Here is a 25,093-nt window from a genome sequence, read left to right as displayed (position 1 = left end):
CTTTTTTAGAATCCAAAATTAACACCAAACATTATCGTTGTCGGTCTTGGGAATATGTTGTTATCAATTCCACTAAACACCTCCGGATCTAGACCAGAATAATCTGATATAAGAAGTAAATTCTGACCAGTCAATGATAATCTTAGGTTTGAACCATCCAAACCAAATACTGATTTGAAGCTGTAACCAACAGAAAGGTTATCTAATCTAAAGAAGTCTGCATTTTCAATCCAATGAGATGAAAATTTTCTTTGTTCTTCACTGTATAAGAAGTTTGTTTCATCAGCAGCAGTCATTTTATTGGAAAGTGCTTGCGTTGTTGCATTATATACGTTTACATAGTTGGCTCCACCTTCTGCTACTCCGTTGTAAATTTGAGCACCAAATTGGAAACGACCACTCAAGCTAAAATCCCAGTTCTTGTATCTAAGAGTTGAATTAATACCGACTAATACATCTGGTGTGGCATTACCATAATAAATACGGTCATCAGAATTTATTACACCATCCCTATTCTGATCTACATACACTCCTTCGAGCGGATTACCTGCTTGATCGTAAACTTGTTCGTATACATAAAAAGTGTTTATAGGTTGTCCAACTGAATTCATTTGAATAAAGTTACCAGAACCCAGATCCCCAGAAGGTACACCTACATAGTTTGGATCATCAACTGCTGTAAGCTTAGTAATTTCATTTTTATTATAGGTCATGTTAGCGCCAACTTCCCAATATAAATCTTGTTTGGAAATTATTCGACCCAATAGATTAACTTCAACCCCTTGATTCTCTAAACTACCAACGTTAGATACAATTCTATCTGACAAAGAAGTTCCAGCCGCGACAGTAATCATGTTCAGCAAGTCTGTTGTTTCTCGATAGTAATAATCAACCGAACCACTAATACGACTGTTTAAGAATGCAAAATCAATTCCCACATTCGTACTTGTTGTTTCCTCCCATTTCAAGTTTGGATTATAAGCATTCGGTCGGTAGGTATTATACCACGTATCTCCTAAAATGTACATGGCGCCGTTATCTGATAGTGTGTAAGTACCATAACCAACGTAATCATTACCTGTAACATCCTGCTGACCAGTTACTCCCCATCCTAAACGGAGTTTCAAATCGGAAAGAACATCAACATTTTTCAAGAAACTCTCCTCCTTCATTTTCCAAGCAAAGGCAAAGGCAGGGAATGTACCCCAACGGTTACCATCGGCAAATCGAGAAGTTCCATCACGGCGAATAGTACCCGTAAGTAAATATTTATCGTTCAATGTGTAGTTAAAGCGACCATAATAAGAAATCAGATAATTTTCTCCGGCAAATGGACGGTCAGTAGTAGGTGTTTCACGAATATCATAATAGTCATTCTCATAATTATATCCCTCATTCTTAAAATGTTGCCATGAATAACCACCCATTATATCAAAAGTATGCATTCCAATTGACCTCTGATACTTCAGATACATATCAAGAACTTTATTAGTTTTTTGCTGATCGTAGTAGGCCTTAACGCCCCTAATTTCAGCGCTCTCGTATTCTGCTCCGGAATCAGGTGAAACAACACGATCTCCTTCACTATCTGAATGGTCAATTCCTAAATTAACCACAGCATTCATTTCTGGTAAAAAATGAAACTTATAATCAAGGCTTAAATTAACAATGGCCCGTTGCACATCAGAATAATCTGTCTGCTGCTCTAACAATGCCAATGGGTTGCGAGGAGCAAACTGACGAGGTACACCTGTAGCAGGATCAATCCACTGAAAGTAGCCTCCCCATTGTTCTCCATTTTCATGCCCATAAAACTTATAAACTGGCTGCGTAGGATCCATTCCCACAGCTGCTCCAATGGCTCCTTCATTTGCAAAAGAATTATTTACAAAACTTCCTTTGGCATTTAAAGTTGTTTTTAAATGGTTATCAAAAAAAGTAGGATTCAGATTTAAACTCAATGAATGTCGTTCAATATTTGACGTTTTTAATACCCCATCTTGGTTATTATATCCATATGAAAAACGATATGGCATAAAATCTAAACCTCCTTGTATACTAACATTATGATCCTGACCAAAAGCAGTTTGATAAATTTCATCTTGCCAGTCTGTATTAGCCGTTCCAAGTGCTTCTATAGCAGCCGGAGTTGGATTATCAGAATCAGGGCCATATAAGCTTTCAACTAATTCACGATACTTATTTGCTCCATAAACACTTACCCTATCATTTGCTGTGCCAACTGAAAACTTACCAGAATAATTTACAGAGAATGGCTGACCTTTAGAACCCTTCTTGGTAGTAACAATGATCACACCATTAGATGCTCGTGAACCATAAATAGCAGTAGCTGAGGCATCCTTTAAAACTGTAAACGTCTCGATATCATCAGGGTTTATAGTTGCTAATGGGTTTGAAATACCGTTAATATCATCTGATGCAACCGGTACACCATCAATAACGAATAACGGCTCATTATTTGCCGATAAAGATGCACCTCCACGAATTCTAATGGTTGAGCCTGCACCTGGAGCACCTCCGGCAGAAGTAATCTGAACACCCGAAGTCTTACCAACAATTAGGTCTTGTGGTGAAGCAATTGCTCCCTGGTTAAAATCATCAGCGCTAACAGCAATTACGGAACCAGTAGCATCTTCCTTCTTGACTGAACCATACCCAATCACCACTACCTCTTCCATTCCTATCACATCTTCTTCTAATGCGATGTTAATAGTTGTGTTACTTGCCACAACTTCTTGTGATTTATAACCGATGAATGAGAAAACCAGTGTTTGCCCATTCTCTACATTTAAGGTGAATTGTCCATCAGGCATGGTAATTGTACCTGTGGTAGTCCCTTTAACTGCAACAGTAACGCCTGGCAATGGCATTCCGTCCGCAGCATCAGTAACCGTACCCGACACTGTCATTTGTTGCGCATATAAAGCCGAAAAACTAAATAGGGCAACAATAATAAACAGTAACTTAAAAAGATTTGACTGTCTTTTCATAAAAACTAGATTTTCATGTGTTGATAAAATAAATTAATTTATCATGTTTGTTAATCCCAAATCAACTGGGAAAGGCATTAACCATCAAATAAACAAATTCAAATTAACATTGTGGTTCATTACCTATATTAAACATTAGCTATCCGTTTTAAAGGATTTTTCAATTTGTGGATTAATTGAGAAGATGTACCTGTTAAACCCTTTAAACAATGCTTAATTGACCACTAAGAACTTTACAAACATATCAATTTTCCCACAGGAAGTAAACATTTGTTAACACTAGAATACAGAATTTTGCAGACTTTTTACCGCAAACGTTTGCGAGGTCGTTTGCGGTGTCGTTTGCGAGAATAAAGGCTGTTGTAAAACATGTTTTAATGGATGGTGCTTCCTTGCGCATCGCCGACATTTTTGCCCGGCTACTACCACCTATTGATGTTTTTACTATCTTTAGTTTTTACATTCTAACTATTGTTCCATTGTTGCACAAATGAAATCCCAACCGATCACAATCAAAGATATTGCCCGCATACTGGGCATTTCACCCTCGACCGTTTCAAGAGCTTTAAAGGATCATCCTGACATTAGCCCTAAAACAAAGCAATTAGTTCAAACATTTGCTGAAAAGGTGAACTACCGTCCCAATGCCTTAGCACTAAGTTTGCGAAGTAGTAAAACCAACACCATTGGTATTGTTATTCCGGAAATCGTTCACCACTTTTTTTCATCGGTTATTAGTGGTATTGAAGATGTTGCTTACGGAAGAGGTTATAACGCGATTATTTGCCAAACCAACGAAAACTACCAAAGAGAGGTCATTGACCTTCAGGCGCTTGTTGACAACCGCGTTGACGGGATATTAATTTCGATGAGTAAGAATACCCATGAATTTGCTCATTTTGAGAGATTAAGGGAGAATGGTGTTCCTGTCGTCTTTTTCGATCGGATATGCGAACAAATAAGCTCCGACAGAGTGATAGCCGACGATTTTGAAGGAGCCAGAATCGCCACCCATCACCTGGTTGAGAAAGGCTGTAAAAAGATAATGCACCTGGCTGCCCCGCAACATCTTTTAATCGGTAAAAACAGAAAAGAGGGATACATTAGTGCACTAAAGGAGAATAAATTAAACTTCGACGAACGTCTGATAATAAAATGTGATACGCGCGAAACTGTTTTCGCTAAAGCTGATGATATCATTCGACTGGCACCAGAAATTGACGGCATTTTTGCGGTGAATGACAGTACAGCTATCGCCGCCATGCAAGTTCTGCAACGAAATGGCTATACAATACCCAAAGACATTGCAGTAGCCGGTTTTGGCGATGGCCCTAATGCAAACATTGCCTACCCACCTTTAACCACCGTTGAGCAAAAAGGCTATGATATTGGTCAGGCTGCCATGCGTTTGCTAATTGGGCATATCGAAAACAAGGTTGAAGAAGAAGAATACGAAACAAAAATATTCACACCAGAACTTGTCGAACGCTCCTCTTCACAACTAGGCAGTACCTATTAATAGATCGTTTTTTGAAATTTCTTATAGCTGCATTACTTGTTGGCCAGGCCCCGGTATGCGCATATTTGTGCATTGAGTAATGCAGAGACTTACAAAAGTTGGGTCTGAATTACACAGGCGCCATCTTTGTGGCAATTATGTTGAACGTCATCACTACTGCTTTAAAAAACACGTCTTACCACAGGGTGTATTGGATCAATTTACGATCTTAGATTTTCAGCAAGGCGATAGTGGCCAGTATGTTTATGACGAAACACTAACAATCTTTCTAGAAGAGATAAATAATCCTCGATAAATATAAAAGCTATCGGTTCACATCTATTGACTTTATGGGGCCTCGATTCATCAATGATTGTCCCATTCGCAGCATGCTGGTTACGCTTAGTTTCAAGCAGCAACGCTGGGATGTGGAGATAGGTAGACGGATTTGCAATGAACTAAACAATTAACTATCAACACCTGTAACGAACCAACAAGCTATTAAACTCAAAGTAAAGTCATATTAAACTCATACTAAACTCAAATTAAATTCGATTTTTAATGAGTTTAATATAACTGAAATATGTAATTACTCTGACTTAATATTGAACTTGTATAATCTCTGTTATTAGAATAGTGTATCCATAAATTTAAGAAGATTGGGTGTTAGCAGGCATGAGCATCCTTTGAGGGAATAGTAGAAAAAGTTAACACCCCTAACCTAATTTTGTAGCTGATCCCAGTTTTTTCCTTTACAGATTGTGTAAGATTTATGCCTAGACCCAGAAATTGTGCATGGTCCGTAAAGCCTGCTTTCACATCTCCGAAAACGTTTGCATTGCATTACATTCAATATTTTTTACAAATTACCAGAACAAAAAAAGATGCACCGCAAACGTTTGCAATGTGTAACTATACTGATTTTATAGACCATACAGCTATCTTACGCAACAAGAAACAGTAGTCTTCCAATAAATAATACCATACATTTGTAGTGGATTTAATTGAATAAGATACTTACCTGTTTTTAACCTTTTATGAATGCTTATAGCTTTATAAGTATAAAAGGATATTATTGTACCACTACTAAGGCAATGAATATGATTTAGCTCTTACGTGAGAGGTATTTGGTATTCTCAATACTAAAACAAGTAATTATGAAACAATTACCAAAGTTATCTTTTTGGCAAATTTGGAACTTAAGCTTTGGCTTTCTTGGCGTACAGTTTGGCTTTGCATTGCAAAATGCCAATGCCAGTCGTATTTTAACCAGTTTAGGAGCAGATCCTCATAATCTCTCTTTCTTTTGGTTGGTAGCCCCAATTATGGGGCTGGTTGTACAACCCGTTGTGGGTGCAGCCAGTGATAAAACCTGGACGCCCTTAGGACGTCGATCACCTTATATTCTAGGCGGCGCCATTGTTTCAATGATTGCGATGTTTTTCATGCCGAATGCACCATTGGTAATTAAGGCCGGCGGTGCAGGTGTTTTGCTGTTCGGAGTAGCCATGCTGGCACTAATGGATGGGTCGTTTAATGTAACGTTTCAGCCCTTTAGAGCTTTAGTAGCCGATATGACACCCGAAGAACAGCGCAACATAGGCTATTCGGTTCAGAGTTTCTTGATCAACACGGGGGCTGTTATAGGTTCTGCCTTACCATTTATATTAACAGCCATCGGAATTGAAAATGAACCTGAAGCAGGAAACGTAGCACCCTCGGTTATATGGTCATTTTACATTGGAGGAGCCTTGCTGCTATTAAGCGTACTGGTCACCGTTTTTAAAACGAAAGAATATCCTCCTGAAGAATTTGATTCGTATAAAAATATTACCGCGGAGGATAAAGCACATAAAGAAAGCTTTTGGAAACTGTTAACAAACATGCCGGCAACAATGCGACAGTTATCGCTTGTCCAATTGTTTTCATGGTTTCCACTTTTCCTGATGTGGGTGTATTCAACAACGGCTGTTTCACAGCACTATTTCGGCGTACCTATCGATTTTAATGCCGAAACAGAAACCAACGAAACGATACTCAAAGCTTTTAACGAAGCTGGTAACTGGGTAGGCATTTGTTTTGCTGTATATAGTGCCGTTGCTGCGCTCTTTTCAACCGTAATGCCATGGTTTATAAAACTTAGCAGTCGAAAAACGGTATATGCCGGGTCACTGCTGCTGGGAGGAATCGGCTATATTTCCACCTTTTTCTTTAACGACCAATACATGCTGTTGCTGTCAATGGTTGGAATTGGAATAGCCTGGGCAGGCATTTTAGCAATGCCATACACCATCCTTTCCGGCTCACTTCCCCCAAAACGAATGGGCATCTACATGGGCCTGTTTAACCTCACTGTTGTGGTGCCCCAAATACTGAGTGGCATCGTAGGTGGTCCAATTTTAAGAACATTCTTTGGTGGTGAGGGCATCTATATTCTTGTCATGGCGGGTGTTATCATGATTTTAGGAGCCTTTATGGTCTCGTTTGTAAAATCAGAAATTAAAACTAACGAATAAAACGAATTGATGGGACAGATTAAAGCTTGTTTATTTGATTTGGACGGTGTAATTGTTGATACAGCAAAGTATCACTACATCGCGTGGAAAGAACTGGCGAATGAGTTGGGCTTTGAGTTTAGCTTAGAGGATAATGAGCGTTTGAAAGGCGTTAGTCGAATGGCCTCATTAAACATACTGCTCGAAATAGGTGGAATCACCCTAAACGAGGAAGAAAAAGTGCGCCTGGCTGAAAAAAAGAATGACAACTACCGAACATTCATTTTAAAAATGCAGCCCAACGAAATATTAGCAGGAGCGAGAGAATTCCTGGAAGAACTGAAAGCCAGGGGAATTAAGGTAGCTCTTGGGTCAGCAAGCAAGAATGCAATGACCATACTCGAGCGCCTACAACTCACCGAACTATTTGAAGCAATTATTGACGGAACCAAAGTGTCGGAAGCTAAACCTAACCCTGAAGTCTTTCTAAAAGGAGCCGCCGCTTTAAATGTTGCCCCATCCGAATGTGTGGTGTTTGAGGATGCCGAGGCAGGTGTTGAAGCAGCATTGGCGGGTCAAATGAAGTGCGTAGGCATAGGGTCTCCATCGGTGCTGGGTAAAGCCCATCTGGTGATTGATGGCTTGCACCAAATGACCTATGAAAAATTAATGGAACTAAACTAGAATTACGGTTTTAATGAAAAGTGGCGCTAGTCACCAACTTAAAATCTTAAAACCAAATTACAATGAAGGAGTATTTAAAACACGATGAGTGGTGCATTATAGAAGAGGGCTTTAACCCTGAATACCATCAATCCTCTGAGAGTATTTTTAGCTTGGGCAATGGTAAAATGGGACAAAGAGCCAATTTTGAGGAGAGCTATTCAGGCCCTTCTCTGCAAGGAAGTTACATTGCGGGTATTTATTACCCGGATAAAACACGTGTAGGTTGGTGGAAAAATGGCTACCCCGAATACTTTGCAAAAGTACTAAACAGTCCGAATTGGATTGGAATAGACGTGCAGATTGATGGTCACCACCTGGACTTATATACCTGCAAAACAGAAAACTTTAAACGCACCCTCAACATGAAAGAGGGCTATCTGTTGCGCGAGTTTACTGCCATCCTTGACGATGGCAAACAGCTTCAAGTATCGGCGAAGCGGTTTGTGAGCATGGCCGATACTGAAAATGGAGCCATCCGCTACTCGGTCACCCCAATCAACTTCAACGGAAAAATCGCATTTACGGCCTATTTAGACGGCGACGTGGTTAACGAAGATGCTAACTACGATGAGAAGTTCTGGAACATAGTTGATATGCAGGCGCATGCCGGCGAAGCTTACCTGCTAACCGAAACAAAGAAATTAGGTTTCAGGGCCGGATTCGGAATGAAGGTGCTGGCGCGTATTAATAACACTGAACTCACCTCAACACCCGAAGTACTAAAGAAAGAAGCTTGGGTAGCCAATCGCATTGAGCATGAGGTTAAAGAAGGCGAATGCTATTCTATTGACAAAATTGTAGGTGTAACCAGCTCGCTCAATTACGAAAAGGGAGCTCTTTTGGAAGCTACAAAAAATGCGACCTCATCCGCCTGGGAAAAAGGCTTCGACACCCTGCTTGAAGATCATATAAAAGTATGGGCCGAAAAATGGGTGCTCAGCGACATTCGTATCAAAGGCGATGTAGCCGCTCAACAGGGCATCCGCTTCAATATCTTTCACCTGAATCAGACCTACACGGGCGAGGACGAACGCCTCAACATAGGTCCTAAAGGATTTACCGGTGAGAAATATGGCGGTTCGACCTACTGGGACACGGAAGCCTATTGCGTACCCTTTTTCATAGCAACAGCACCCGCCCAAGTAACACGCAACCTATTAATATATAGATACAAACACTTAGATAACGCCATCAAGAATGCCGAAAAACTTGGCTTTAAAGATGGGGCGGCTCTTTACCCAATGGTAACCATGAATGGTGAGGAATGCCATAATGAGTGGGAGATTACTTTTGAGGAAATTCATCGAAACGGAGCCATTGCGTTTGCCATACACAACTATATCCGTCACACCAACGACGAAGCCTACCTTAGTGAATATGGCTTAGAAGTGCTGCTTGGCATCGCTCGTTTCTGGAGTCAGCGAGTGAGTTTCTCCGAAGAGCGTCAAAAGTATATGATACTAGGCGTTACAGGTCCTAACGAATATGAAAATAACGTCAACAACAACTGGTATACCAATAAAATGGCCGTTTGGTGCTTAAAATACACCATTGAAGCATTGGAAAAGGTAAAAGCCATGAATGAACAGCGCTACAACGAGCTGCTAAATAAAACCTCATTCCAATATAATAAAGAGGTGCCACGCTGGAAAGCTATCATCGAAAACATGCATCTCCCATATAACGAGCAGCTGCAAGTATTTATGCAGCAAGACAACTATATGGATAAAGAGCAAATACTGGCCAGCGAGCTCAATCCGGCAGAACGTCCAATCAATCAATATTGGTCGTGGGACCGCATCTTGCGCAGCTGCTATATTAAGCAGGCCGATACGCTTCAGGGCATTTATGTGTTCGAAGAAGAGTTTGATACCGAAACCATAAAACGGAATTTTGAATTCTACGAACCCCGAACCGTTCATGAATCATCACTTTCGCCTTGCGTACACTCGGTTTTGGCGGCCAAAATAGGCGATTTTGAAAAAGCTTACGAGATGTATCTGCGGACCTCACGACTGGATATTGATGACTATAACCATGAGGCGCACGAAGGACTGCACATCACCAGCATGGCGGGCACCTGGATGTCGATAGTTGAAGGGTTTGGTGGCAAACGGGTACATGATGGACAGCTCTATTTAAATCCAATAATACCCAAACAATGGAGTGAATATTCGTTCCGCATCTCTTTTATGGGTAACGACATGGAAGTAATTGTAAATGAAAAGGAAGTGAGCATTCTGTCACATTCGGCAACAGCTATTGAGCTAATGGTTTACAATGAAAAAGTAAAAGTAGATGCCGGCCAATCAATTGCCGTTAAAACCAGATGATCGAAAATTAAATCAATAACCAGGAGACTGTCCCCAAAGGATGGTCTCTTTTTTATTTTAGGACCATCGAACCAGGTATTTTCTGATAAAAAAAGTGAGCAACCGGATAACCAAAAATCAGGGACGGTTGTTATCCGAGTCACTCACTAAAACCAAAAAAATTAAACAGACCCTACTATTATTCTGATCAGCAGAATAATAATAGTTAATATCACAACTCCCAGCCACGGCTTAGAAACCCGGGAATCAGTATCTTTTGTTATATGTATTGAATTGTATTTCATGGTCATTACTATTCTTCTATACACTCTTAATCAACTTATTAAAATATTTGGACTTGCAGGTAGTAAACAATCGCGCCCGCGAAATAGCTAAGCAGTGCAATCCATGTCACCCGCCGCAGATACCACAAAAAGTTTATCTGCTCCAGGCCCATCGCTGCCACACCTGCAGCTGAACCAATAATGAGTAAACTACCTCCCGTACCAGCACAATAAGTCAGAAAGGTCCAGAAATACCCATCCTGAATAAAGTTCTGAGCCATGCCTATGGCCTCCGGTCCCTGAATAGGGTACATTCCCATTGACGCAGCTACCAAGGGCACATTATCTACAATAGAAGAAATAATACCGATAAGTATATTGATAGCATACATATTATGCACTTTATTATCCAACCACTTCGATAGCACATCTAAGTGTCCGGCTGACTGAAGTGCGGCAACCGCGCTTAATACACCCAGGAAAAATAATACGGTTGGAATATCCACTGCTTTTAAGGCTGCAGTAACTGTGAGCTTACGCCGGTCTTCAGCACTGCGCTTTTTGAGATATCTGTCGGTCATTATCCATAAAACAGATAAACCTAGCAGCATGCCCAGAAAAGGTGGCAGATGGGTTAATGTTTTGAAAACCGGAACAGATATAAGGGCCAATGTACCAACCACCAGCATAAAAACACGCTCCTGATGAGTTGTAAATTCACGTGTTTCATCGTCAGGCAACACCGGTTTTAGTGTTTGACCCTTAACAGTAAATACACTAAACAAGGCCGTTGCCACCAACATATTCACCAGGCTGGGAAGAATGAGCGATCCGACAATATGCGGGGCCGTTACCTGTCCGCCAATCCAAAGCATGATAGTCGTAACATCACCAATAGGCGACCAGGCACCACCTGCATTTGCTGAAATAACGACGACACTGGCAAATATCCAGCGGTTCTCCTGTTTGGTAAGCAACTTTCGTAAAACAGTTATTAATACAATCGTTGTGGTTAAATTATCGAGTACTGCTGACATAAAAAAAGTGAGCAGACTAATGACCCACAATAACTGCTTAATGTTAGTGCTTTCAATTTTGTTAGTAATAACTCGAAAGCCCTGATACTTATCAACAAGCTCTACAATCGTCATCGCTCCCACCAAAAAAAACAGTATGGATGAAATTTCGGAAAGGTGATGAAAAAGCTGATGGTGAGTAATAAAATAGGTAACATCCTCGAGGTGGGTCTTCGAAAAGTTGGCCCAGGCTACACTGGAGCCGTTTGATAAAATCTGCTCGCCTCCCAGCGCATAAATTGCCCAAAGAACAGTGCCTATAAATAAGGCGGTTGCCGCTTTGTTGATGTGATTAATGTGTTCAAACACAATGAATCCGTAGCCTACGACAAAGACTACTACCATTAAAAAAAACATACGATTCCTTTCTAAGAGGTTTAACCTTTAGTTATAATTGAATTAGATACTTAACGAAAGTAGCGTGAACCTGAATCAGGCAATTGCCACGGCAGGAGGAGAAGTGTCAGCCTCAAACAGAATAAAGGAGCTGAAACGGCTAAAGAAGTGATAAACCAAGTCATTAACAGGGAAACTATGAAGCACCGCGTTATGACATGATACAACGTGATGCATTGACTCACCTGCGCCATCACCTACCTCCTCAACGAAGGTGTCTCCGTAAAATAAATCGAGGATATTTGCATGTTGCTCATAATAGCATTGTGCGGTCTGGGTATCCTTTTCTGCAGACAGTTCATGCGCCCCTGCCACCTTTAAGGCGTTAAAGGTCATCAGAACCAACATAAAAGATATGTACCAGATTTGGAGCATGCAAATAAATTAAGGCCGCAAAAGTAGTATAAACATTAATTGCTACAAACATAAATCGGTTAAATCTGACAAGAGTAACAAAAACAATTCATTCACTTCAACTGACGCTTGACACCTAAAAGCCAAAAATATTTGCACAAAACACCTGAGCGTTTCTATTTTTGTTACATGCAACAACCGGATACAAAACAGGCATGCTATAAAGGCATTATTATTAGTTTGCTGCTTTTTCTGACTTTTAGTATTGACATAAAGGGACAGGAATTAGCAGACTCCATCAATATTGTCCTTCAGCACCGCATTGTTGAACAAGATACCATGCCCCATGTCAACCTAAAAGAGGTTGCTGTTATTCCACCTTATAAATTTAAAAACAAACGCGCCAAACGCCGCTATGGAAAACTGGTCAGAAACATTAAAAAAGCCCTGCCCTATGCACGAAGCGCCGGTGAGAAAGTGAATGCAATCAATGCCCATTTGGCCACCCTCACCACCGAGAAACAAAAAAAAGCCTACCTCAAAGAAGCGGAGAAAGAGCTATTCGAGGAATTTGAAGAGCCTTTAAAAAAACTCACCTTCTCACAGGGCAGGCTGCTGATTAAACTTATTAACCGCGAAACCGGAAACACCACTTATGAACTAATAAAATACTACAAAGGAGGTTTTTCAGCTTTTTTTTGGCAAGGAATAGCACGCTTATTTGGTTCCAACTTAAAAGCAGAATATCATGCTGATAGTGAAGACAAAATGATTGAACACATAATATTACTCATCGATAGCGGCATAATATAAACCCGGCAAAAATCACAAGCAATATACATTCTTTACTATCTTTAAAGCCCAATAGATAAAAATGTAATGTCACCATCATCATATCCTTCCAAACTTTTAGAGAACGCTGTAAATGAATTTGCCAAACTACCCGGCATAGGCCGAAAAACAGCGTTAAGGCTTGTGTTGCACCTGCTCAAACAAGAAAAAGAGCATGTATTTAAATTTGCAGACACCTTGCACCATATGAGGCAAGAAATAATGTATTGCTCCAGTTGCCATAATATTTCTGACAGCATCACCTGCAACATATGTGCCGACCCTAACCGCGACCACAGTACCATTTGTGTGGTTGAAAGCATACGCGATGTAATGGCCATTGAGAGCACCCAACAGTTCTCGGGTATTTATCATGTTTTAGGAGGCGTTATTTCTCCCATGGATGGCATTGGCCCCGATGACCTGACAATTGGTCCACTGGAGGAAAAAATTAAGGCAGGCAGCGTTAAAGAAGTTATTTTTGCGCTAAGCACCACTATGGAGGGCGATACAACCAACTTTTATCTTTATAAAAAGTTTGAAAAATATGCCATCTCCACAACAACCATTGCCCGCGGAGTTTCTATTGGCGATGAGCTGGAGTACACCGATGAAGTTACCCTCGGACGCTCTCTGATTAACCGTTTACCATTTGAAAAAACACTGTAAAAATGAGCACTCAGAAAACACTTAAACAAATTAGACTCATCTACTTCATTGTCGCCATATTGCTGGCATTTTTTGCCGCATTGACGTTTGTATTTATCAGCACCAATGGCCGTGTTTATACCCTGGATACCATGGCCGAGAACAACTTAAAATCGCTAATAATTGTATTGGCTCTTGCCGGCATACCAGCGAGTTACATGTTTCACAACCGAAAGGTTAAACACATCGATCCCGAGCTAAGTGCTGATAAAAAGATGCAACAGTACCGCATGTCGTATTTCATTAAAATTATGACACTTGAAGGGATTTCTCTTCTTAGCCTGCTCAGTTATTTAATCACTGGCAACTTAAATCAGCTTATGACTTTTGGATTAGTCTACCTGTTTCTGATACTTAATTATCCGAAAAAAAATAACATTTTTGAAGAACTAAATATTGACCCAAGCGAATCTTAATGACCTTAACTTATGCTAATAGCTGTTGATTTTGACGGAACCATTGTTGAACATAAATACCCTGCCATTGGTAAAGAAAAAATTTTTGCCTTTGAAACACTAAAAGCACTTCAAAGCAAAGGCCATCTGCTAATATTATGGACCATTAGAACAGGCAAAGAGTTGGAGGATGCTGTTGAGTATTGCCGAAAAAATGGTATTGAATTCTATGCTGTCAACCGCACCCACCCCGAAGAAGAGATTGATGAGCACATCAGCCGAAAAGTCAATGCCGATTTATTTATTGACGACCGCAACGTGGGTGGTTTTATGGGATGGGGAGAAATATGGCAATGGATTAACAAAGATGCGACTGACGAGGAAACTCAGAACTATCAGAAAAGGTATCTGAAAGCCCAGCGAAAAACCTTTTGCGGTTTTTTACAGGCAATCTTCTGCGGCAAATAACAATTCTATCAAAGGCACGTTCTTAAATAGTGACCGTTTAAAGTTATGTGTAAGCCCCAGATAGAATTATCCATTATTATAGTTAGTTTTCATGCGATTGATTTTCTCAAGCTAACGCTGGATGCCGTTGAACAAGCCATTAAAAAAGTGCGTGCAGAAGTTATTCTCATCGATAACTCAAACAATGAGCACCTTCGCTCAACGGTACAAACTAATTACAAGTTCGTCAGGCTTCTGCCCAACCAAGCAAACCTGGGTTTTGCCAAAGCCAATAACCTTGGCCTTAAATGCGCCAACGGACAATACGCTCTGTTGTTAAATCCCGACACCATTGTTGCTGAGGATACTTTTATTAAAGTGCTTGAATATTACAGCCAACACCCCCAAACAGGAGGCTTGGGCGTTAAAATGATCGACGGCACCGGGCATTACCTGAAAGAATCCAAACGCGGATTTCCTGATTTAAAAACCTCCTTTTTTAAACTGATTGGCGCGCATCAACTTTTCCCCAAATCTAAACTGTTTGCCAAGTACTATTGTGGATATTTAAGCCAAGACGATATTCATCTGATTGATGTGCTTTCCGGAGCTTTTCTGCTTATTCCACGAGATAATGAAGGCCAACTAACGCTTTTGAACGAGTCCTATTTTATGTATGGCGAAGACATTGATCTATCCTGCAGTTTAAAAACCAAGCATGGAACTAATGTTTACTTCCCCCTCACTTCTATCATCCACTTTAAAGGCCAAAGCACTAATGTTAATCCAGTCATAATCTGGCATTTTTACCATGCGATGTGGCTGTTTTATCAACAACACATCTTCAAACAAAAACCATTTATTACAAATGCACTTGTATGGCTGTGCATTAAAGTGATTATACACCTGCGCATTTTAAGCAGCAAAATAAGGTTATTTCAATCTTCGTCTCAAATTAAAGCCTCTTTTTCATCGGCCTGCTTGTTATCCGAAAATAAGTCACTGCACAGCGCAATAGAGCCAGCGCTTGGCTGTAAGGTTGAACGACGTGCGGCTGACAATTTTATCCCCTCTGCCACACAGCTTCTGATATTTGATTTTAAGTACATCAGCTACAAGCAGGCAATTGAAATAATTTCCAGTCATCCGGGTAAATATGCGTTTATTACACAGGACAACAAAAGTCTTATCATTTGTGCGCAGGCTAGGCAAAAGGGCCAAGTCATTCACCTCAAATAAACTACAGCTCAACGAAATAAATTAGTATTTGCAGCTTTCACTTGTCTATCAATAATGATTTTTGCAATTTTAGTGAGATTATTTTAGCCAAAGACAAATAACCTCATCATGACCAGGTACCTCATCATTACCTTAACTTTCTTTTGCTTTAGCGCAACCGAAAGCACTGCCCAAAAGCCCCGAAAAAAGGATCTTATTCCTATTGAAAACCTCATAATGGCAGAAAATTACCCACAAGCCATCAGAGAGATTCAGCAACTACAAATCAACTATCCCAACCATGCTTATTTACAGCTCATCGAAGGCATTTGCCTGTTAAATACAGACGGGCGCATTCAAGATGCTATACCGCCACTGCTCAATGCCAGTAAGCAATTGGGACTTTATTCATCAAAAAACGACCATGCCATACGTGCTAACTACCATTTAGGACAAGCTTACCACCTATCATCGCAGTTCAATAAGGCCTTGCAGCGTTTTGAGCAATTACAAAAGGCCGTACCACCCAATAGAACAGATATTCATGAACAACTCAGGCAACAAATTAGCTACTGCAAAAATGCCATTGAACTAAGCAAACATCCGGTTCATTTTCGCATTACTAATTTAGGGAAGAGCATCAACTCCCGCTACGATGAACACAGCCCGGTAGTATCAGGCGACGAAAGCCTGCTGTTGTTTACTTCTAACCGAAAAAGAGGTGACCAGAAAGGCACTGATACCGCCTTTTCCCCAGAAAACATCTACGCCAGACAATGGGCTGATTCCCAATGGGATTTCACACCAGGCACCAGTCAATTAAATACCAATCAGTACGATGCTACTTGCAGTTTAAGTGCCGATGGTCAGTCCTTAATTATTTACCGCAACGAAGGTAATGGTGACCTCTTTCTCAGCGAATTGAATAAAGACCAATGGTCATCGCCCCAAAAACTAACCAAACCTATTAACTCCAGTTACGAAGAATCTCATGCCAGTCTTTCGCTCGATGGCAACTCCATTGTTTTCACCAGCAATCGGCCCGGTGGTTACGGCGGGATGGATATTTACCTATGTCAAAAGTTACCTGATGGCAGTTGGGGACCAGCAAAGCGGTTGAGCGATGCCATTAATACACCCCTCAACGAAGAAAGTCCATTTTTGTCTTACGATGGTCAGCTACTCTATTTTGCATCGGAGGGCCATACCTCAATGGGAGGCTACGACATTTTTAAGTGCGAAAAAGATAGTAATGGAAACTGGGGCCAAGCCATTAATATTGGTTACCCGATAAATACTCCCGGCGATGATCTATTTTACTTCCCAACCACAGATGGTCAGCGGGTTTACTTTGCCTCTGAGAGAAACGAGGGTTTTGGGCGAACCGATCTCTATATCATTGAATTTCCGGAAGATGATGAGCGTTCATTGGCCGTTGTGGCCGGCTATTTATTTACCGAAGAGGGCAAGCCGGCATCCTCTGCAGTTATCACCATTAACAAAAAAGAAAATGGGCAGCTCATGGGCACCTACCGACCACAGTCAGACACCGGCAAGTACACCCTAATTTTGCCAACCGGTGTTAGCTACCAGATGACCATTGACACACCAGACGCCATTCGTCTCACCAAAGACATCGAGATTCCTTACCAAGCTAACTATACATCCCGCACAAAAGCCATTTTTCTGCATCCCATGCTTGTCAAAAAGAAATATTAACAGTAACAGAGCTTAATTCAGTCAATTTTGGATGCCAATTCATAAAATAATAGAAACCAGACCTGTATAAACACACATTTTTACCTATTTTGCACAGTCAATTGAAAACCAAACGTTAAGTACCTATAGCATGATACGATTAAATGCACTCCTTGTAACAATTCTTCTGCTTATAGCTCAGCTAAACCTGGCGCAATCAGATGAAAAAAACAACAATAAAAAATTTAACGAGGCCATAAAATTTGCCGACGACGAAGATTTTAGCAGAGCCATTAAACTCTTCTCCGAACTATTGGAGGATGAACCTGACAACATCCCAACGCTATACAATCTTGGTAACTGCTACCTCAACACTTCCGACGGCCCTGATACGGCCATTATCTATTTTCAGAAAGCCTATCACCTGCTTAAAGAAGATGAAAAAATAGGAGATTTAGGAGTGGATCTTCAGCTTTCGATCGGCAAATCACATCAGTACCTGCTTCAGCACGAAAAAGCCATTGAAACTTATCAACAACTCATTGAGCTTTTGCCCATTGAAGATGAACAATTGAAGCAGGAAGCTCAACGGGAAATAGAGATATGCCAAAATGCCATTGAGCTGATGAAAACTCCGGTAGAATTAAAGGTGAAAAACCTCGGGCCGACCGTTAACTCTAAGTACGATGATCACAGTCCCTTAATTACGGCCGATCAAAACCTGCTGCTTTTCACATCCCGCCGGGCCTCCAGCTATAGCGAACTCCTTTATGACGGACAGTATGCCGAGCGGATTTACACCTCTGATAAAGAAGAAAATAACTGGAAAAAAGCAAAATCTTTAAAAGAGCTTTTCAGACGGTCAGGCCACGAAGCCGGTGTAAGCCTCTCCCCGGAAGGTACTGAACTAATCGTGTTTCGCAATGATGTGGATGGAGCTAACCTCTACACCTGCTTCTACGATGGCGATAACTGGAGCGAGCCAGTAAAAATGGATAGCCCAATCAATTCGAAGTACGAAGAAACTCACGCCACCACTTCGGCTGATAAACAAACCATTTATGTAAGCAGTAACCGCCCGGGTGGATTGGGTGGCTTCGATATTTACAGGGTGCGCCGCTTACCCAATGGCGAATGGGGCAAAGCCGAAAACATGAAAGCATTTAATACACCATACGATGAGGGAACACCCATCCTCCACCCCAATGGTAAAGTCATGTACTTTAGCTCTGAAGGACACAATTCAATGGGGCAGTTCGATATTTTTTATTCGGTAATGGATGAAAATGGCGAATGGGGTGAAGTTATTAACATGGGCTATCCCATTAATACGCCAGACGATGACTTCTTTTTTGTTCCGACTACCATGCCAAATATTGCCTACTACGCCTCAGCCCGCTACGATGATAATTTGGGTGGATCAGACATCTATCTGATTGAATATAAGGAGCCCGAAATTAACCGACTGGTGGTAATAAAAGGCTGCGTGAATGCCACTGCCGAAGCGCCTATTGAAAATGTTGTCATCGATGTGAAGGCCAAAGACACCAACGAAACAATAGGTTTATATAAACCGCACCCCGGAACCGGAAAGTATTTACTAATTTTGGAGGCTGATAAAAGCTACACCGCCGAGTACAAAGGAGCAGGCTTTGAAAGTAAGGTGAAAAACATCGATGTAACCAGGGAAATGACTTATAAAAGTACGAGTCAGGCATTTGATATAGATGACGTGATGCTGGTGGCCATTCCTCCAGAGGAAGAACCAGACATTGCAGCTAAAGCCCAACCTGATGTATATGACACCAGTGATGGAATTCCCTACTATACGGTTCAAATCCTCACGCTTAAAAAACCGGTTGCTTCCTTTAAGGTTTTTAAAGACTTAGAGCAAGAACTGATTAAAGAGTATAAGTGTACAGATGGCAACTACCGGTATTCATACGGCACTTTTAAAGGCTACAAGGCCAGCCTCAAAGCCAAGGAAAAAGTACTGAAAACCGGTTTATGGTCAGATAGCTTTATCCGCGACATTAAGCAATATGATCAACTAATAAAAAAATAATGTAAATGGAGGAGCTGGTGTTAAGAGCACTCGAACCAGAAGATATAGATCTGCTCTATCAGTGGGAAAATAATATGGATATATGGGAGGTGAGCAATACGCTCACCCCTTTTTCTAGGCATCAACTAAAAAAGTTTATTGAGCAGGCTCAACTGGATGTTTTCCAAACCAAGCAGTTACGTCTTATTATTGAGCTTGAACCCTCGAAAACAGTTGTGGGCATGATTGACCTGTTTGATTTTGATGGGTTTCACCAGCGGGCGGGTGTGGGCATTATCATCCATCAGCAATATCGCCAGAAAGGCTATGCCTCCGAGGCCTTAAACATGTTTTGTGACTATTGTTTTAATAACCTGGGCCTTAAACAGATTTACGCAAATATTTCAACAGAAAACAGAGCCAGTATTTCACTCTTTGAAAAAGCAGGTTTCAGCCTGGTTGGGATCAAAAAGCAATGGCGAAAAACAAAAGATGGCTTTACTGATGAAGCCCTCTATCAGCTGCTGAAGTAGTTAATCAATAAACATCTCCTGCAGTGGGGATGGCATTTTGCAGCTCATAATTACCTTGTTCATCGAGTAGGCGTGCGCAATAATGCTGTAACCCATTGGTAACAATCAGATAATCGACCTTAAGCTGCGTATTGTATCGGGCTGCCTGGTTAAACACCCGCCGGGTGACCGGCACATCAGGGGCTTTGCACTCCACGATAACAACCGGCTTGCCCTTTTTGTTGTAAAGCACAATATCGGCACGCTGACTCAAACCGTTTACTTTAACAGGTATTTCAACAGCCACCAATCCGGGCGAATAATTTAAATGTTTAACCAGATAATGAATAAAATGCTGCCTCACCCACTCTTCAGGCGTTAAAACCACGTACTTTTTTCGTACCTCATCGAATACCTGTATCCTGTTTTCAGTCGACCTGGTTCGTAGCTGGGCCGGAGGTAGATTAAGTTGCTGCATGAATCCCTATTTTTTCAACAAAATAAATCAATTTCATCAGAAAAAGTTACCTTAGCGTGAAGAATAAAATTCTGCTATTCGCACTTTATTCCCATCGTGCCAGGCGACACCGCTACCGCACTTAACCTTAAAATTTTATTCTCATGAAAACTAAAAAAGAGATTGTAGATAATTGGCTGCCACGCTACACCGGCAGAAAGCTGGAAGAGTTTACGCCATATATTCTACTCACTAATTTCAATCATTACGTTGAGTTATTTTCTGAATGGTACAATGCTCCAATTGTTGGGCGCAACGGCAACATGCCTAACTGCAGCGCCAATGGCATTACCATTATTAACTTCGGTATGGGGAGTCCTAATGCTGCCACCATGATGGACTTACTAAGTGCCGTAGCCCCCAAAGCTGTCCTGTTTTTGGGGAAATGCGGCGGTCTGAAAAAGAAGAATCAACTGGGCGACCTTGTTTTACCCATTGCAGCTATCCGCAGCGACGGAACCTCTGATGATTACCTGCCGCCTGAAATTCCGGCCCTGCCAGCCTTTAGTCTTCAAAGAGCTGTATCCAGTGCTATTAGGGATAATGAGCTCGACTACTATACCGGAACCGTATTTACAACCAACAAAAGGGTATGGGAATATGATGAGCGCTTTAAAAAATACCTGGAAAAAACCCGCGCGATGGCCATTGATATGGAAACAGCGACTATTTTTACAGTCGGTTTCTATAACCATATTCCAACAGGCGCCCTGCTGCTGGTATCCGATCAACCGATGATTTCAACCGGGGTAAAAACCTCTGAAAGCGATAAGGTGGTGACCGAAACCTATGTGGAAAGACATATCCGATTAGGTGTTAAAGCCTTGTCAACCATCATGAATAATGGAAAATCGGTGAAGCACCTGAAGTTTGATAGTTAACAAAGAAGTTAAATGACTTTTGAGCAAATAATACAAGAGCTGAAACAAAAAACCTATCGTCCTATCTATTTTTTAATGGGGGATGAAGGCTATTTTATTGATCAAATAACTAACTACATTGCCAATACTGTATTGACAGATGAGGAAAAAGGCTTCAATCAAACAGTGATGTATGGCAAGGATGTGGATACGACAGAAATTATCCACGCTGCCCGTCGTTTTCCCATGATGTCGCAATACCAGGTGATTATTGTCAAAGAAGCTCAAAACATACCCAAGATTGAAGATTTGGAAGTATATGCCAACAACCCGCTCAAGTCAACAATTCTGGTAATTAACTATCGCTATAAAACACTGGATAAGCGCAAAAAATTTTATAAGAGTGTAGCTAAAAACGGGCTCCTCTTTGAGTCGAAAAAGCTATACGACAATCAAGTTCCGCAGTGGATCAGCACTTACCTCCAGTCTAAAGGAAAATCCATTGAGCCAAAAGCCTCTGCCTTATTAACCGAGTTTCTAGGCAGTGACCTATCCAAGATTGCACACGAGCTGGATAAGCTGGAGCTGGCTATTGGCGCCTCGGTGCAACAGATCAATTCAGCGCACATCGAAAAAAACATCGGTGTCAGCAAAGATTACAACAATTTTGAACTTCAAAAAGCTGTTTTAAATAAGGACATTGCCAAAGCCAATAAAATTATATTGGCTTTTGGCAAAAATCCGAAGGCCTATCCAATTCAAATGACCACCGTTACCCTTTTTGGGTACTTTCAAAAACTATTAGCCTACTATTACCTGCCCGACAAGTCAAAAAATGCCGTAGCTTCGGCTTTAAAAATCAATCCTTTTTTTGTGGCTGATTACACCACGGGTGCCCGTCATTATCCGGCACGAAAGGTTGTTCAAATAATTAGTCTTATTCGTGAATACGACATGAAATCAAAAGGCTTTGGAAGTGCCACCACCGAGTCGGGTGAACTTTTAAAAGAGCTGATTTTTAAAATCATGAACTAATCGTCCAGCACAATGTTGGCTTTATTAAAGAGTTACATATGAATATTGGAGTTATTATTATTATCGTTATCAGTTTAATCAGCATAGCGGGCTTTAGCCGGCCCGAGCTAATCTATAAATACCAGTTTAACGCCTGGCAAATAAAAAACCGTAAAGAGTATATCCGTTGGATTAGCCACGGTTTCTTTCATGCAGACTGGGTGCATTTAGCAATCAACATGTTTGTGTTGTGGTCGTTTAGCAAGGCGGTGATCTACTATTTTATGCGTAGCTTACCGGGAAACAGCAGCATTGTATTTTTGGTTTTCTTCTTTTCAGCTATAGTGGCATCAAGCACCTTTTCGTACTTCAAAGAAAAAAATAATTATAACTACAATGCCATTGGTGCTTCCGGCGCCGTTTCAGCAGTTGTATTTGCCAGTATATTATACGATCCGTTCAGGATTATCTATTTATATTTTATTCCCATTCCCGGCATTGTGCTTGGTATAGGCTACCTGGTCTATTCCAGAATTATGTCAAAACGTAACGTTGATAATATAGGCCATGACGCCCACTTTTGGGGTGCCGTTTATGGTTTTGTATTTCCGATACTATTGAATCCCTCATTGCTGGGACATTTCTTTAACGAATTATTAGCTATTTTTTAAGCATGAGTCAAAAAGCAGTTTTTATTGATAGAGATGGTGTTATTAATAACGATGAAGGCCATTACTACATTTATAAAGTCAAAGATTTTAAACTAAACAAAGGCATCATTGAAGGCTTAAAAATGCTCCAGGCTGCCGGCTATAAAATGATTGTCATTACCAATCAGGGAGGCATTGCCAAAGGAGAGTATACCGAAGATGATGTGGAAATTATCCATGGCCATTTCCTTCAGGAAATGTTCGACAATAACATTCGCATTACTGATATCTATTATTGCCCGCACCACGATAGCGTAGCGCCCTGCGAATGCCGCAAGCCAAAAGCCGGAATGATTTTTCAGGCCATTGAAGAGCATCACATCGACCCTAAACAGTCCTTTTTAATTGGCGATTCGGAACGAGACATCGCAGCAGGTGAAACAGCAGGGTTGAAACAATGCTTTAAAATTGACAAAAACACGTCGATTATTCCTGTTTGTGAAACCATCATCCAACAGTGAAATAAGCGTTCATGTACATTATTTTAAATGGCATTAAACAATTAGATACCAGGGCATCGCTGAGTATTAGCAACCGAGCATTCAGGTACGGTGATGCCCTGTTCGAGACCATTCGCTGCATGCATCAGCGGCCCGCCTGGTTCTCTGATCATTACCAGCGTCTCATCAACGGAATGAGCCTGCTGAAAATGGATATAAAAAGTCTTCCTCCGGCCCGGGTAGTAGAGGAACAAATAAGCAGTTTAATTCAAAAGAACCGTCTCTTTGGGGATGTGCGAACCCGCTTAACAGTGTTTCGAGAAGATGGCGGTTTATACACCCCCCTCAGCAACAAAATCAATTACCTGATAGAAGTGGCTCCTTTAACCACCCATCACTACGAACTAAATGCCAAGGGCCTTTTGGTTGATGTATTTGATGAAGAAAAAAAACCACTCACCAGCTTTTGTCATTATAAAACAGCCAATGCCTTATTGTTTGTTCTTGCCGGATTATTTAAAAGTCAGCAAGGAAAGGATGATGTGCTCATAATGAATGAGAAAAACCAAATTATTGAAGGGCTTGCATCGAACCTGTTCTGGATAAAAAACGAAACATTTTTCACCCCTCTGCGCTCCTCTGGTTGTGTTGATGGGGTAATGCGCAAACAAATAATCCGTTTGTTAAGAGAAAACCATTGGCCCCTGCAGGAAGTAAGCGGCACCGATTTGAACACGCTTTTATCTGCTGATGAAATATTTTTAAGCAATGCCGTTCAAGGCATACAATGGGTGGTTGGGCTAAACGACAAGCGGTACTATTGTAAATTAACGAAAGAACTTAACCATCTCCTCAATCAGAAGGTATCTAATTATATGCGGGATTTTCCGGGAAGTTAGTCCAGGCTTTAAAAACGGTTCCTAAACTTTCCATGGCCTGCTTCCAGATGTGATCCACATCCTCATCCATAATCATATCGGCATCTACATCTGCCACTATCCATGAGTTTTCATCAATCTCACCTTCCAGCTGTCCGGGTGCCCACCCCGAGTATCCGGCAAAAAACTTCACTTGAGTGTGATCGGCCAATCCGGTATTCACCAAATTTTTGATGACCTCAAAGTCACCTCCCCAATACAGCGAATCGGTAATCTGAACAGCATCGGGCACTTTATCTCCCAAGGTATGGATAAAATAAAGTGTATTGGCCGATACGGGGCCCCCAACATACAGCTCTCCTTTAAAGTTAAACAAGTCCTCAATCACCTCATCAGGATATAAATCAGATGACTTATTTAGCACAAAACCAACTGCACCATCATCACCATGCTCTGTTAAAAACACTATGGACCGGTTAAAATATGGCCCCTGTAAAAAAGGTTCAGCAATGAGTATTCGTCCTTTAGCTGGTTTAAGTCCCGGCTTCTGTCCTCTAAATATGTCAAAATCCAAACTTTTCATCTTTACAATTACTTTTTTCATTCTCCCAATGCAGCTGATCACAAATTACAACATCTTGAAAGCAGCTCTTTAAATGTACTATTTTA

22 protein-coding genes are annotated in these 25,093 nt (G+C 41.0%); 17 read left to right on the top strand and 5 right to left on the bottom strand.

What is annotated here, in order from left to right:
• Positions 1 to 5: 5 nt before the first annotated feature.
• On the bottom strand, positions 6 to 3,011 hold the full coding sequence (locus ACSX1H_RS11560; RefSeq protein WP_439184097.1) for a SusC/RagA family TonB-linked outer membrane protein: 3,006 nt from the start codon (positions 3,009 to 3,011) through the stop codon (positions 6 to 8).
• Positions 3,012 to 3,501: 490 nt separating this feature from the next.
• On the opposite strand from ACSX1H_RS11560, the gene ACSX1H_RS11555 reads away from it, so the two are divergent.
• From ACSX1H_RS11555 to ACSX1H_RS11540, 4 genes are all read left to right on the top strand, one after another.
• The gene (locus ACSX1H_RS11555) at positions 3,502 to 4,530 is read left to right on the top strand and encodes a LacI family DNA-binding transcriptional regulator (protein ID WP_439184096.1); all 1,029 of its coding nucleotides are present in this window, start codon (positions 3,502 to 3,504) and stop codon (positions 4,528 to 4,530) included.
• A gap of 1,136 nt (positions 4,531 to 5,666) precedes the next feature.
• Positions 5,667 to 7,025, top strand: coding sequence for an MFS transporter (locus ACSX1H_RS11550; protein ID WP_439184094.1), 1,359 nt, complete (start codon positions 5,667 to 5,669; stop codon positions 7,023 to 7,025).
• A 9-nt stretch (positions 7,026 to 7,034) separates the two neighbouring features.
• The gene (pgmB, locus tag ACSX1H_RS11545) at positions 7,035 to 7,688 is read left to right on the top strand and encodes a beta-phosphoglucomutase (RefSeq protein ID WP_439184092.1); all 654 of its coding nucleotides are present in this window, start codon (positions 7,035 to 7,037) and stop codon (positions 7,686 to 7,688) included.
• Positions 7,689 to 7,750: 62 nt separating this feature from the next.
• Positions 7,751 to 10,063 carry a family 65 glycosyl hydrolase domain-containing protein gene (locus ACSX1H_RS11540; RefSeq protein ID WP_439184091.1) on the top strand — a complete coding sequence of 771 codons (2,313 nt, stop codon included), beginning with the start codon at positions 7,751 to 7,753 and terminating at the stop codon, positions 10,061 to 10,063.
• Positions 10,064 to 10,385: 322 nt separating this feature from the next.
• Here the strand turns inward: ACSX1H_RS11540 and nhaD are convergent, their stop codons facing one another.
• Entirely contained in the window at positions 10,386 to 11,759 is a 1,374-nt protein-coding gene (nhaD, locus tag ACSX1H_RS11535; protein WP_439184089.1) for a sodium:proton antiporter NhaD, read from the bottom strand.
• Positions 11,760 to 11,834: 75 nt separating this feature from the next.
• A complete protein-coding gene (locus tag ACSX1H_RS11530; protein WP_439184088.1) occupies positions 11,835 to 12,173 on the bottom strand; it encodes a hypothetical protein in 339 nt (112 codons plus the stop codon).
• Positions 12,174 to 12,341: 168 nt separating this feature from the next.
• Here ACSX1H_RS11530 and ACSX1H_RS11525 point away from each other — a divergent pair, with 168 nt between their 5' ends.
• From ACSX1H_RS11525 to ACSX1H_RS11490, 8 genes are all read left to right on the top strand, one after another.
• Entirely contained in the window at positions 12,342 to 12,965 is a 624-nt protein-coding gene (locus ACSX1H_RS11525) for a DUF4294 domain-containing protein (protein WP_439184086.1), read from the top strand.
• A 66-nt stretch (positions 12,966 to 13,031) separates the two neighbouring features.
• Positions 13,032 to 13,652, top strand: coding sequence for a recombination mediator RecR (gene recR / locus ACSX1H_RS11520; protein ID WP_439184084.1), 621 nt, complete (start codon positions 13,032 to 13,034; stop codon positions 13,650 to 13,652).
• Between the two features lie 2 nt (positions 13,653 to 13,654).
• Positions 13,655 to 14,107 carry a hypothetical protein gene (locus tag ACSX1H_RS11515; protein ID WP_439184083.1) on the top strand — a complete coding sequence of 151 codons (453 nt, stop codon included), beginning with the start codon at positions 13,655 to 13,657 and terminating at the stop codon, positions 14,105 to 14,107.
• Positions 14,108 to 14,119: 12 nt separating this feature from the next.
• Positions 14,120 to 14,554, top strand: coding sequence for a BT0820 family HAD-type phosphatase (locus ACSX1H_RS11510; protein WP_439184082.1), 435 nt, complete (start codon positions 14,120 to 14,122; stop codon positions 14,552 to 14,554).
• A gap of 45 nt (positions 14,555 to 14,599) precedes the next feature.
• The gene (locus ACSX1H_RS11505; protein WP_439184081.1) at positions 14,600 to 15,772 is read left to right on the top strand and encodes a glycosyltransferase family 2 protein; all 1,173 of its coding nucleotides are present in this window, start codon (positions 14,600 to 14,602) and stop codon (positions 15,770 to 15,772) included.
• Between the two features lie 108 nt (positions 15,773 to 15,880).
• Positions 15,881 to 17,470 carry a hypothetical protein gene (locus ACSX1H_RS11500; RefSeq protein ID WP_439184079.1) on the top strand — a complete coding sequence of 530 codons (1,590 nt, stop codon included), beginning with the start codon at positions 15,881 to 15,883 and terminating at the stop codon, positions 17,468 to 17,470.
• Positions 17,471 to 17,600: 130 nt separating this feature from the next.
• The gene (locus ACSX1H_RS11495; protein WP_439184078.1) at positions 17,601 to 19,514 is read left to right on the top strand and encodes a tetratricopeptide repeat protein; all 1,914 of its coding nucleotides are present in this window, start codon (positions 17,601 to 17,603) and stop codon (positions 19,512 to 19,514) included.
• A gap of 5 nt (positions 19,515 to 19,519) precedes the next feature.
• Positions 19,520 to 20,026: a GNAT family N-acetyltransferase gene (locus ACSX1H_RS11490; protein WP_439184077.1), complete on the top strand. Its 507-nt coding sequence runs from the start codon at positions 19,520 to 19,522 to the stop codon at positions 20,024 to 20,026.
• Positions 20,027 to 20,030: 4 nt separating this feature from the next.
• Here ACSX1H_RS11490 and ACSX1H_RS11485 read toward each other — a convergent pair whose 3' ends face one another.
• Positions 20,031 to 20,483: a type I restriction enzyme HsdR N-terminal domain-containing protein gene (locus ACSX1H_RS11485; protein ID WP_439184074.1), complete on the bottom strand. Its 453-nt coding sequence runs from the start codon at positions 20,481 to 20,483 to the stop codon at positions 20,031 to 20,033.
• 143 nt (positions 20,484 to 20,626) lie between these two features.
• On the opposite strand from ACSX1H_RS11485, the gene ACSX1H_RS11480 reads away from it, so the two are divergent.
• Genes ACSX1H_RS11480 through ACSX1H_RS11460 form a run of 5 tightly spaced genes read left to right on the top strand, consistent with a single transcriptional unit; the run spans position 20,627 to position 24,445 of the window.
• Positions 20,627 to 21,403 (top strand): AMP nucleosidase, encoded by a 777-nt coding sequence (locus ACSX1H_RS11480; protein ID WP_439184073.1) that lies wholly within the window; start codon positions 20,627 to 20,629, stop codon positions 21,401 to 21,403.
• Between the two features lie 12 nt (positions 21,404 to 21,415).
• Positions 21,416 to 22,417 (top strand): DNA polymerase III subunit delta, encoded by a 1,002-nt coding sequence (gene holA / locus ACSX1H_RS11475; RefSeq protein ID WP_439184071.1) that lies wholly within the window; start codon positions 21,416 to 21,418, stop codon positions 22,415 to 22,417.
• Between the two features lie 38 nt (positions 22,418 to 22,455).
• On the top strand, positions 22,456 to 23,067 hold the full coding sequence (locus ACSX1H_RS11470) for a rhomboid family intramembrane serine protease (RefSeq protein WP_439184069.1): 612 nt from the start codon (positions 22,456 to 22,458) through the stop codon (positions 23,065 to 23,067).
• 2 nt (positions 23,068 to 23,069) lie between these two features.
• Entirely contained in the window at positions 23,070 to 23,567 is a 498-nt protein-coding gene (locus ACSX1H_RS11465; RefSeq protein WP_439184067.1) for a D-glycero-alpha-D-manno-heptose-1,7-bisphosphate 7-phosphatase, read from the top strand.
• A gap of 11 nt (positions 23,568 to 23,578) precedes the next feature.
• A complete protein-coding gene (locus tag ACSX1H_RS11460; RefSeq protein ID WP_439184066.1) occupies positions 23,579 to 24,445 on the top strand; it encodes an aminotransferase class IV in 867 nt (288 codons plus the stop codon).
• Here ACSX1H_RS11460 and ACSX1H_RS11455 read toward each other — a convergent pair.
• Positions 24,414 to 25,028 (bottom strand): YqgE/AlgH family protein, encoded by a 615-nt coding sequence (locus ACSX1H_RS11455; RefSeq protein WP_439184064.1) that lies wholly within the window; start codon positions 25,026 to 25,028, stop codon positions 24,414 to 24,416. The two genes, ACSX1H_RS11460 and ACSX1H_RS11455, sit on opposite strands and share 32 nt — an antisense overlap.
• Between the last annotated feature and the right edge of the window lie 65 nt (positions 25,029 to 25,093).

Source organism: Carboxylicivirga taeanensis, from assembly GCF_051851475.1.
Taxonomy (GTDB): domain Bacteria; phylum Bacteroidota; class Bacteroidia; order Bacteroidales; family Marinilabiliaceae; genus Carboxylicivirga; species Carboxylicivirga taeanensis.
Note: the sequence above shows the minus strand (reverse complement) of the source record. Positions and strands in the feature narration are given on the sequence as shown.

Excerpts from the sequence above, each read along its gene's own strand:
- ACSX1H_RS11470 (WP_439184069.1), top strand. The coding sequence starts at position 22,456 with ATGAATATTGGAGTTATTATTATTATCGTTATCAGTTTAATCAGCATA.
- ACSX1H_RS11540 (WP_439184091.1), top strand. The coding sequence starts at position 7,751 with ATGAAGGAGTATTTAAAACACGATGAGTGGTGCATTATAGAAGAGGGC.
- ACSX1H_RS11490 (WP_439184077.1), top strand. The coding sequence starts at position 19,520 with ATGGAGGAGCTGGTGTTAAGAGCACTCGAACCAGAAGATATAGATCTG.
- ACSX1H_RS11510 (WP_439184082.1), top strand. The coding sequence starts at position 14,120 with ATGCTAATAGCTGTTGATTTTGACGGAACCATTGTTGAACATAAATAC.
- ACSX1H_RS11485 (WP_439184074.1), bottom strand. The coding sequence starts at position 20,483 with ATGCAGCAACTTAATCTACCTCCGGCCCAGCTACGAACCAGGTCGACT.
- ACSX1H_RS11555 (WP_439184096.1), top strand. The coding sequence starts at position 3,502 with ATGAAATCCCAACCGATCACAATCAAAGATATTGCCCGCATACTGGGC.
- ACSX1H_RS11550 (WP_439184094.1), top strand. The coding sequence starts at position 5,667 with ATGAAACAATTACCAAAGTTATCTTTTTGGCAAATTTGGAACTTAAGC.
- ACSX1H_RS11500 (WP_439184079.1), top strand. The coding sequence starts at position 15,881 with ATGACCAGGTACCTCATCATTACCTTAACTTTCTTTTGCTTTAGCGCA.
- ACSX1H_RS11560 (WP_439184097.1), bottom strand. The coding sequence starts at position 3,011 with ATGAAAAGACAGTCAAATCTTTTTAAGTTACTGTTTATTATTGTTGCC.
- ACSX1H_RS11505 (WP_439184081.1), top strand. The coding sequence starts at position 14,600 with ATGTGTAAGCCCCAGATAGAATTATCCATTATTATAGTTAGTTTTCAT.
- recR (WP_439184084.1), top strand. The coding sequence starts at position 13,032 with ATGTCACCATCATCATATCCTTCCAAACTTTTAGAGAACGCTGTAAAT.
- ACSX1H_RS11525 (WP_439184086.1), top strand. The coding sequence starts at position 12,342 with ATGCAACAACCGGATACAAAACAGGCATGCTATAAAGGCATTATTATT.
- nhaD (WP_439184089.1), bottom strand. The coding sequence starts at position 11,759 with ATGTTTTTTTTAATGGTAGTAGTCTTTGTCGTAGGCTACGGATTCATT.
- ACSX1H_RS11530 (WP_439184088.1), bottom strand. The coding sequence starts at position 12,173 with ATGCTCCAAATCTGGTACATATCTTTTATGTTGGTTCTGATGACCTTT.
- ACSX1H_RS11480 (WP_439184073.1), top strand. The coding sequence starts at position 20,627 with ATGAAAACTAAAAAAGAGATTGTAGATAATTGGCTGCCACGCTACACC.
- ACSX1H_RS11460 (WP_439184066.1), top strand. The coding sequence starts at position 23,579 with ATGTACATTATTTTAAATGGCATTAAACAATTAGATACCAGGGCATCG.
- holA (WP_439184071.1), top strand. The coding sequence starts at position 21,416 with ATGACTTTTGAGCAAATAATACAAGAGCTGAAACAAAAAACCTATCGT.
- ACSX1H_RS11495 (WP_439184078.1), top strand. The coding sequence starts at position 17,601 with ATGATACGATTAAATGCACTCCTTGTAACAATTCTTCTGCTTATAGCT.
- ACSX1H_RS11465 (WP_439184067.1), top strand. The coding sequence starts at position 23,070 with ATGAGTCAAAAAGCAGTTTTTATTGATAGAGATGGTGTTATTAATAAC.
- ACSX1H_RS11515 (WP_439184083.1), top strand. The coding sequence starts at position 13,655 with ATGAGCACTCAGAAAACACTTAAACAAATTAGACTCATCTACTTCATT.
- ACSX1H_RS11455 (WP_439184064.1), bottom strand. The coding sequence starts at position 25,028 with ATGAAAAAAGTAATTGTAAAGATGAAAAGTTTGGATTTTGACATATTT.
- pgmB (WP_439184092.1), top strand. The coding sequence starts at position 7,035 with ATGGGACAGATTAAAGCTTGTTTATTTGATTTGGACGGTGTAATTGTT.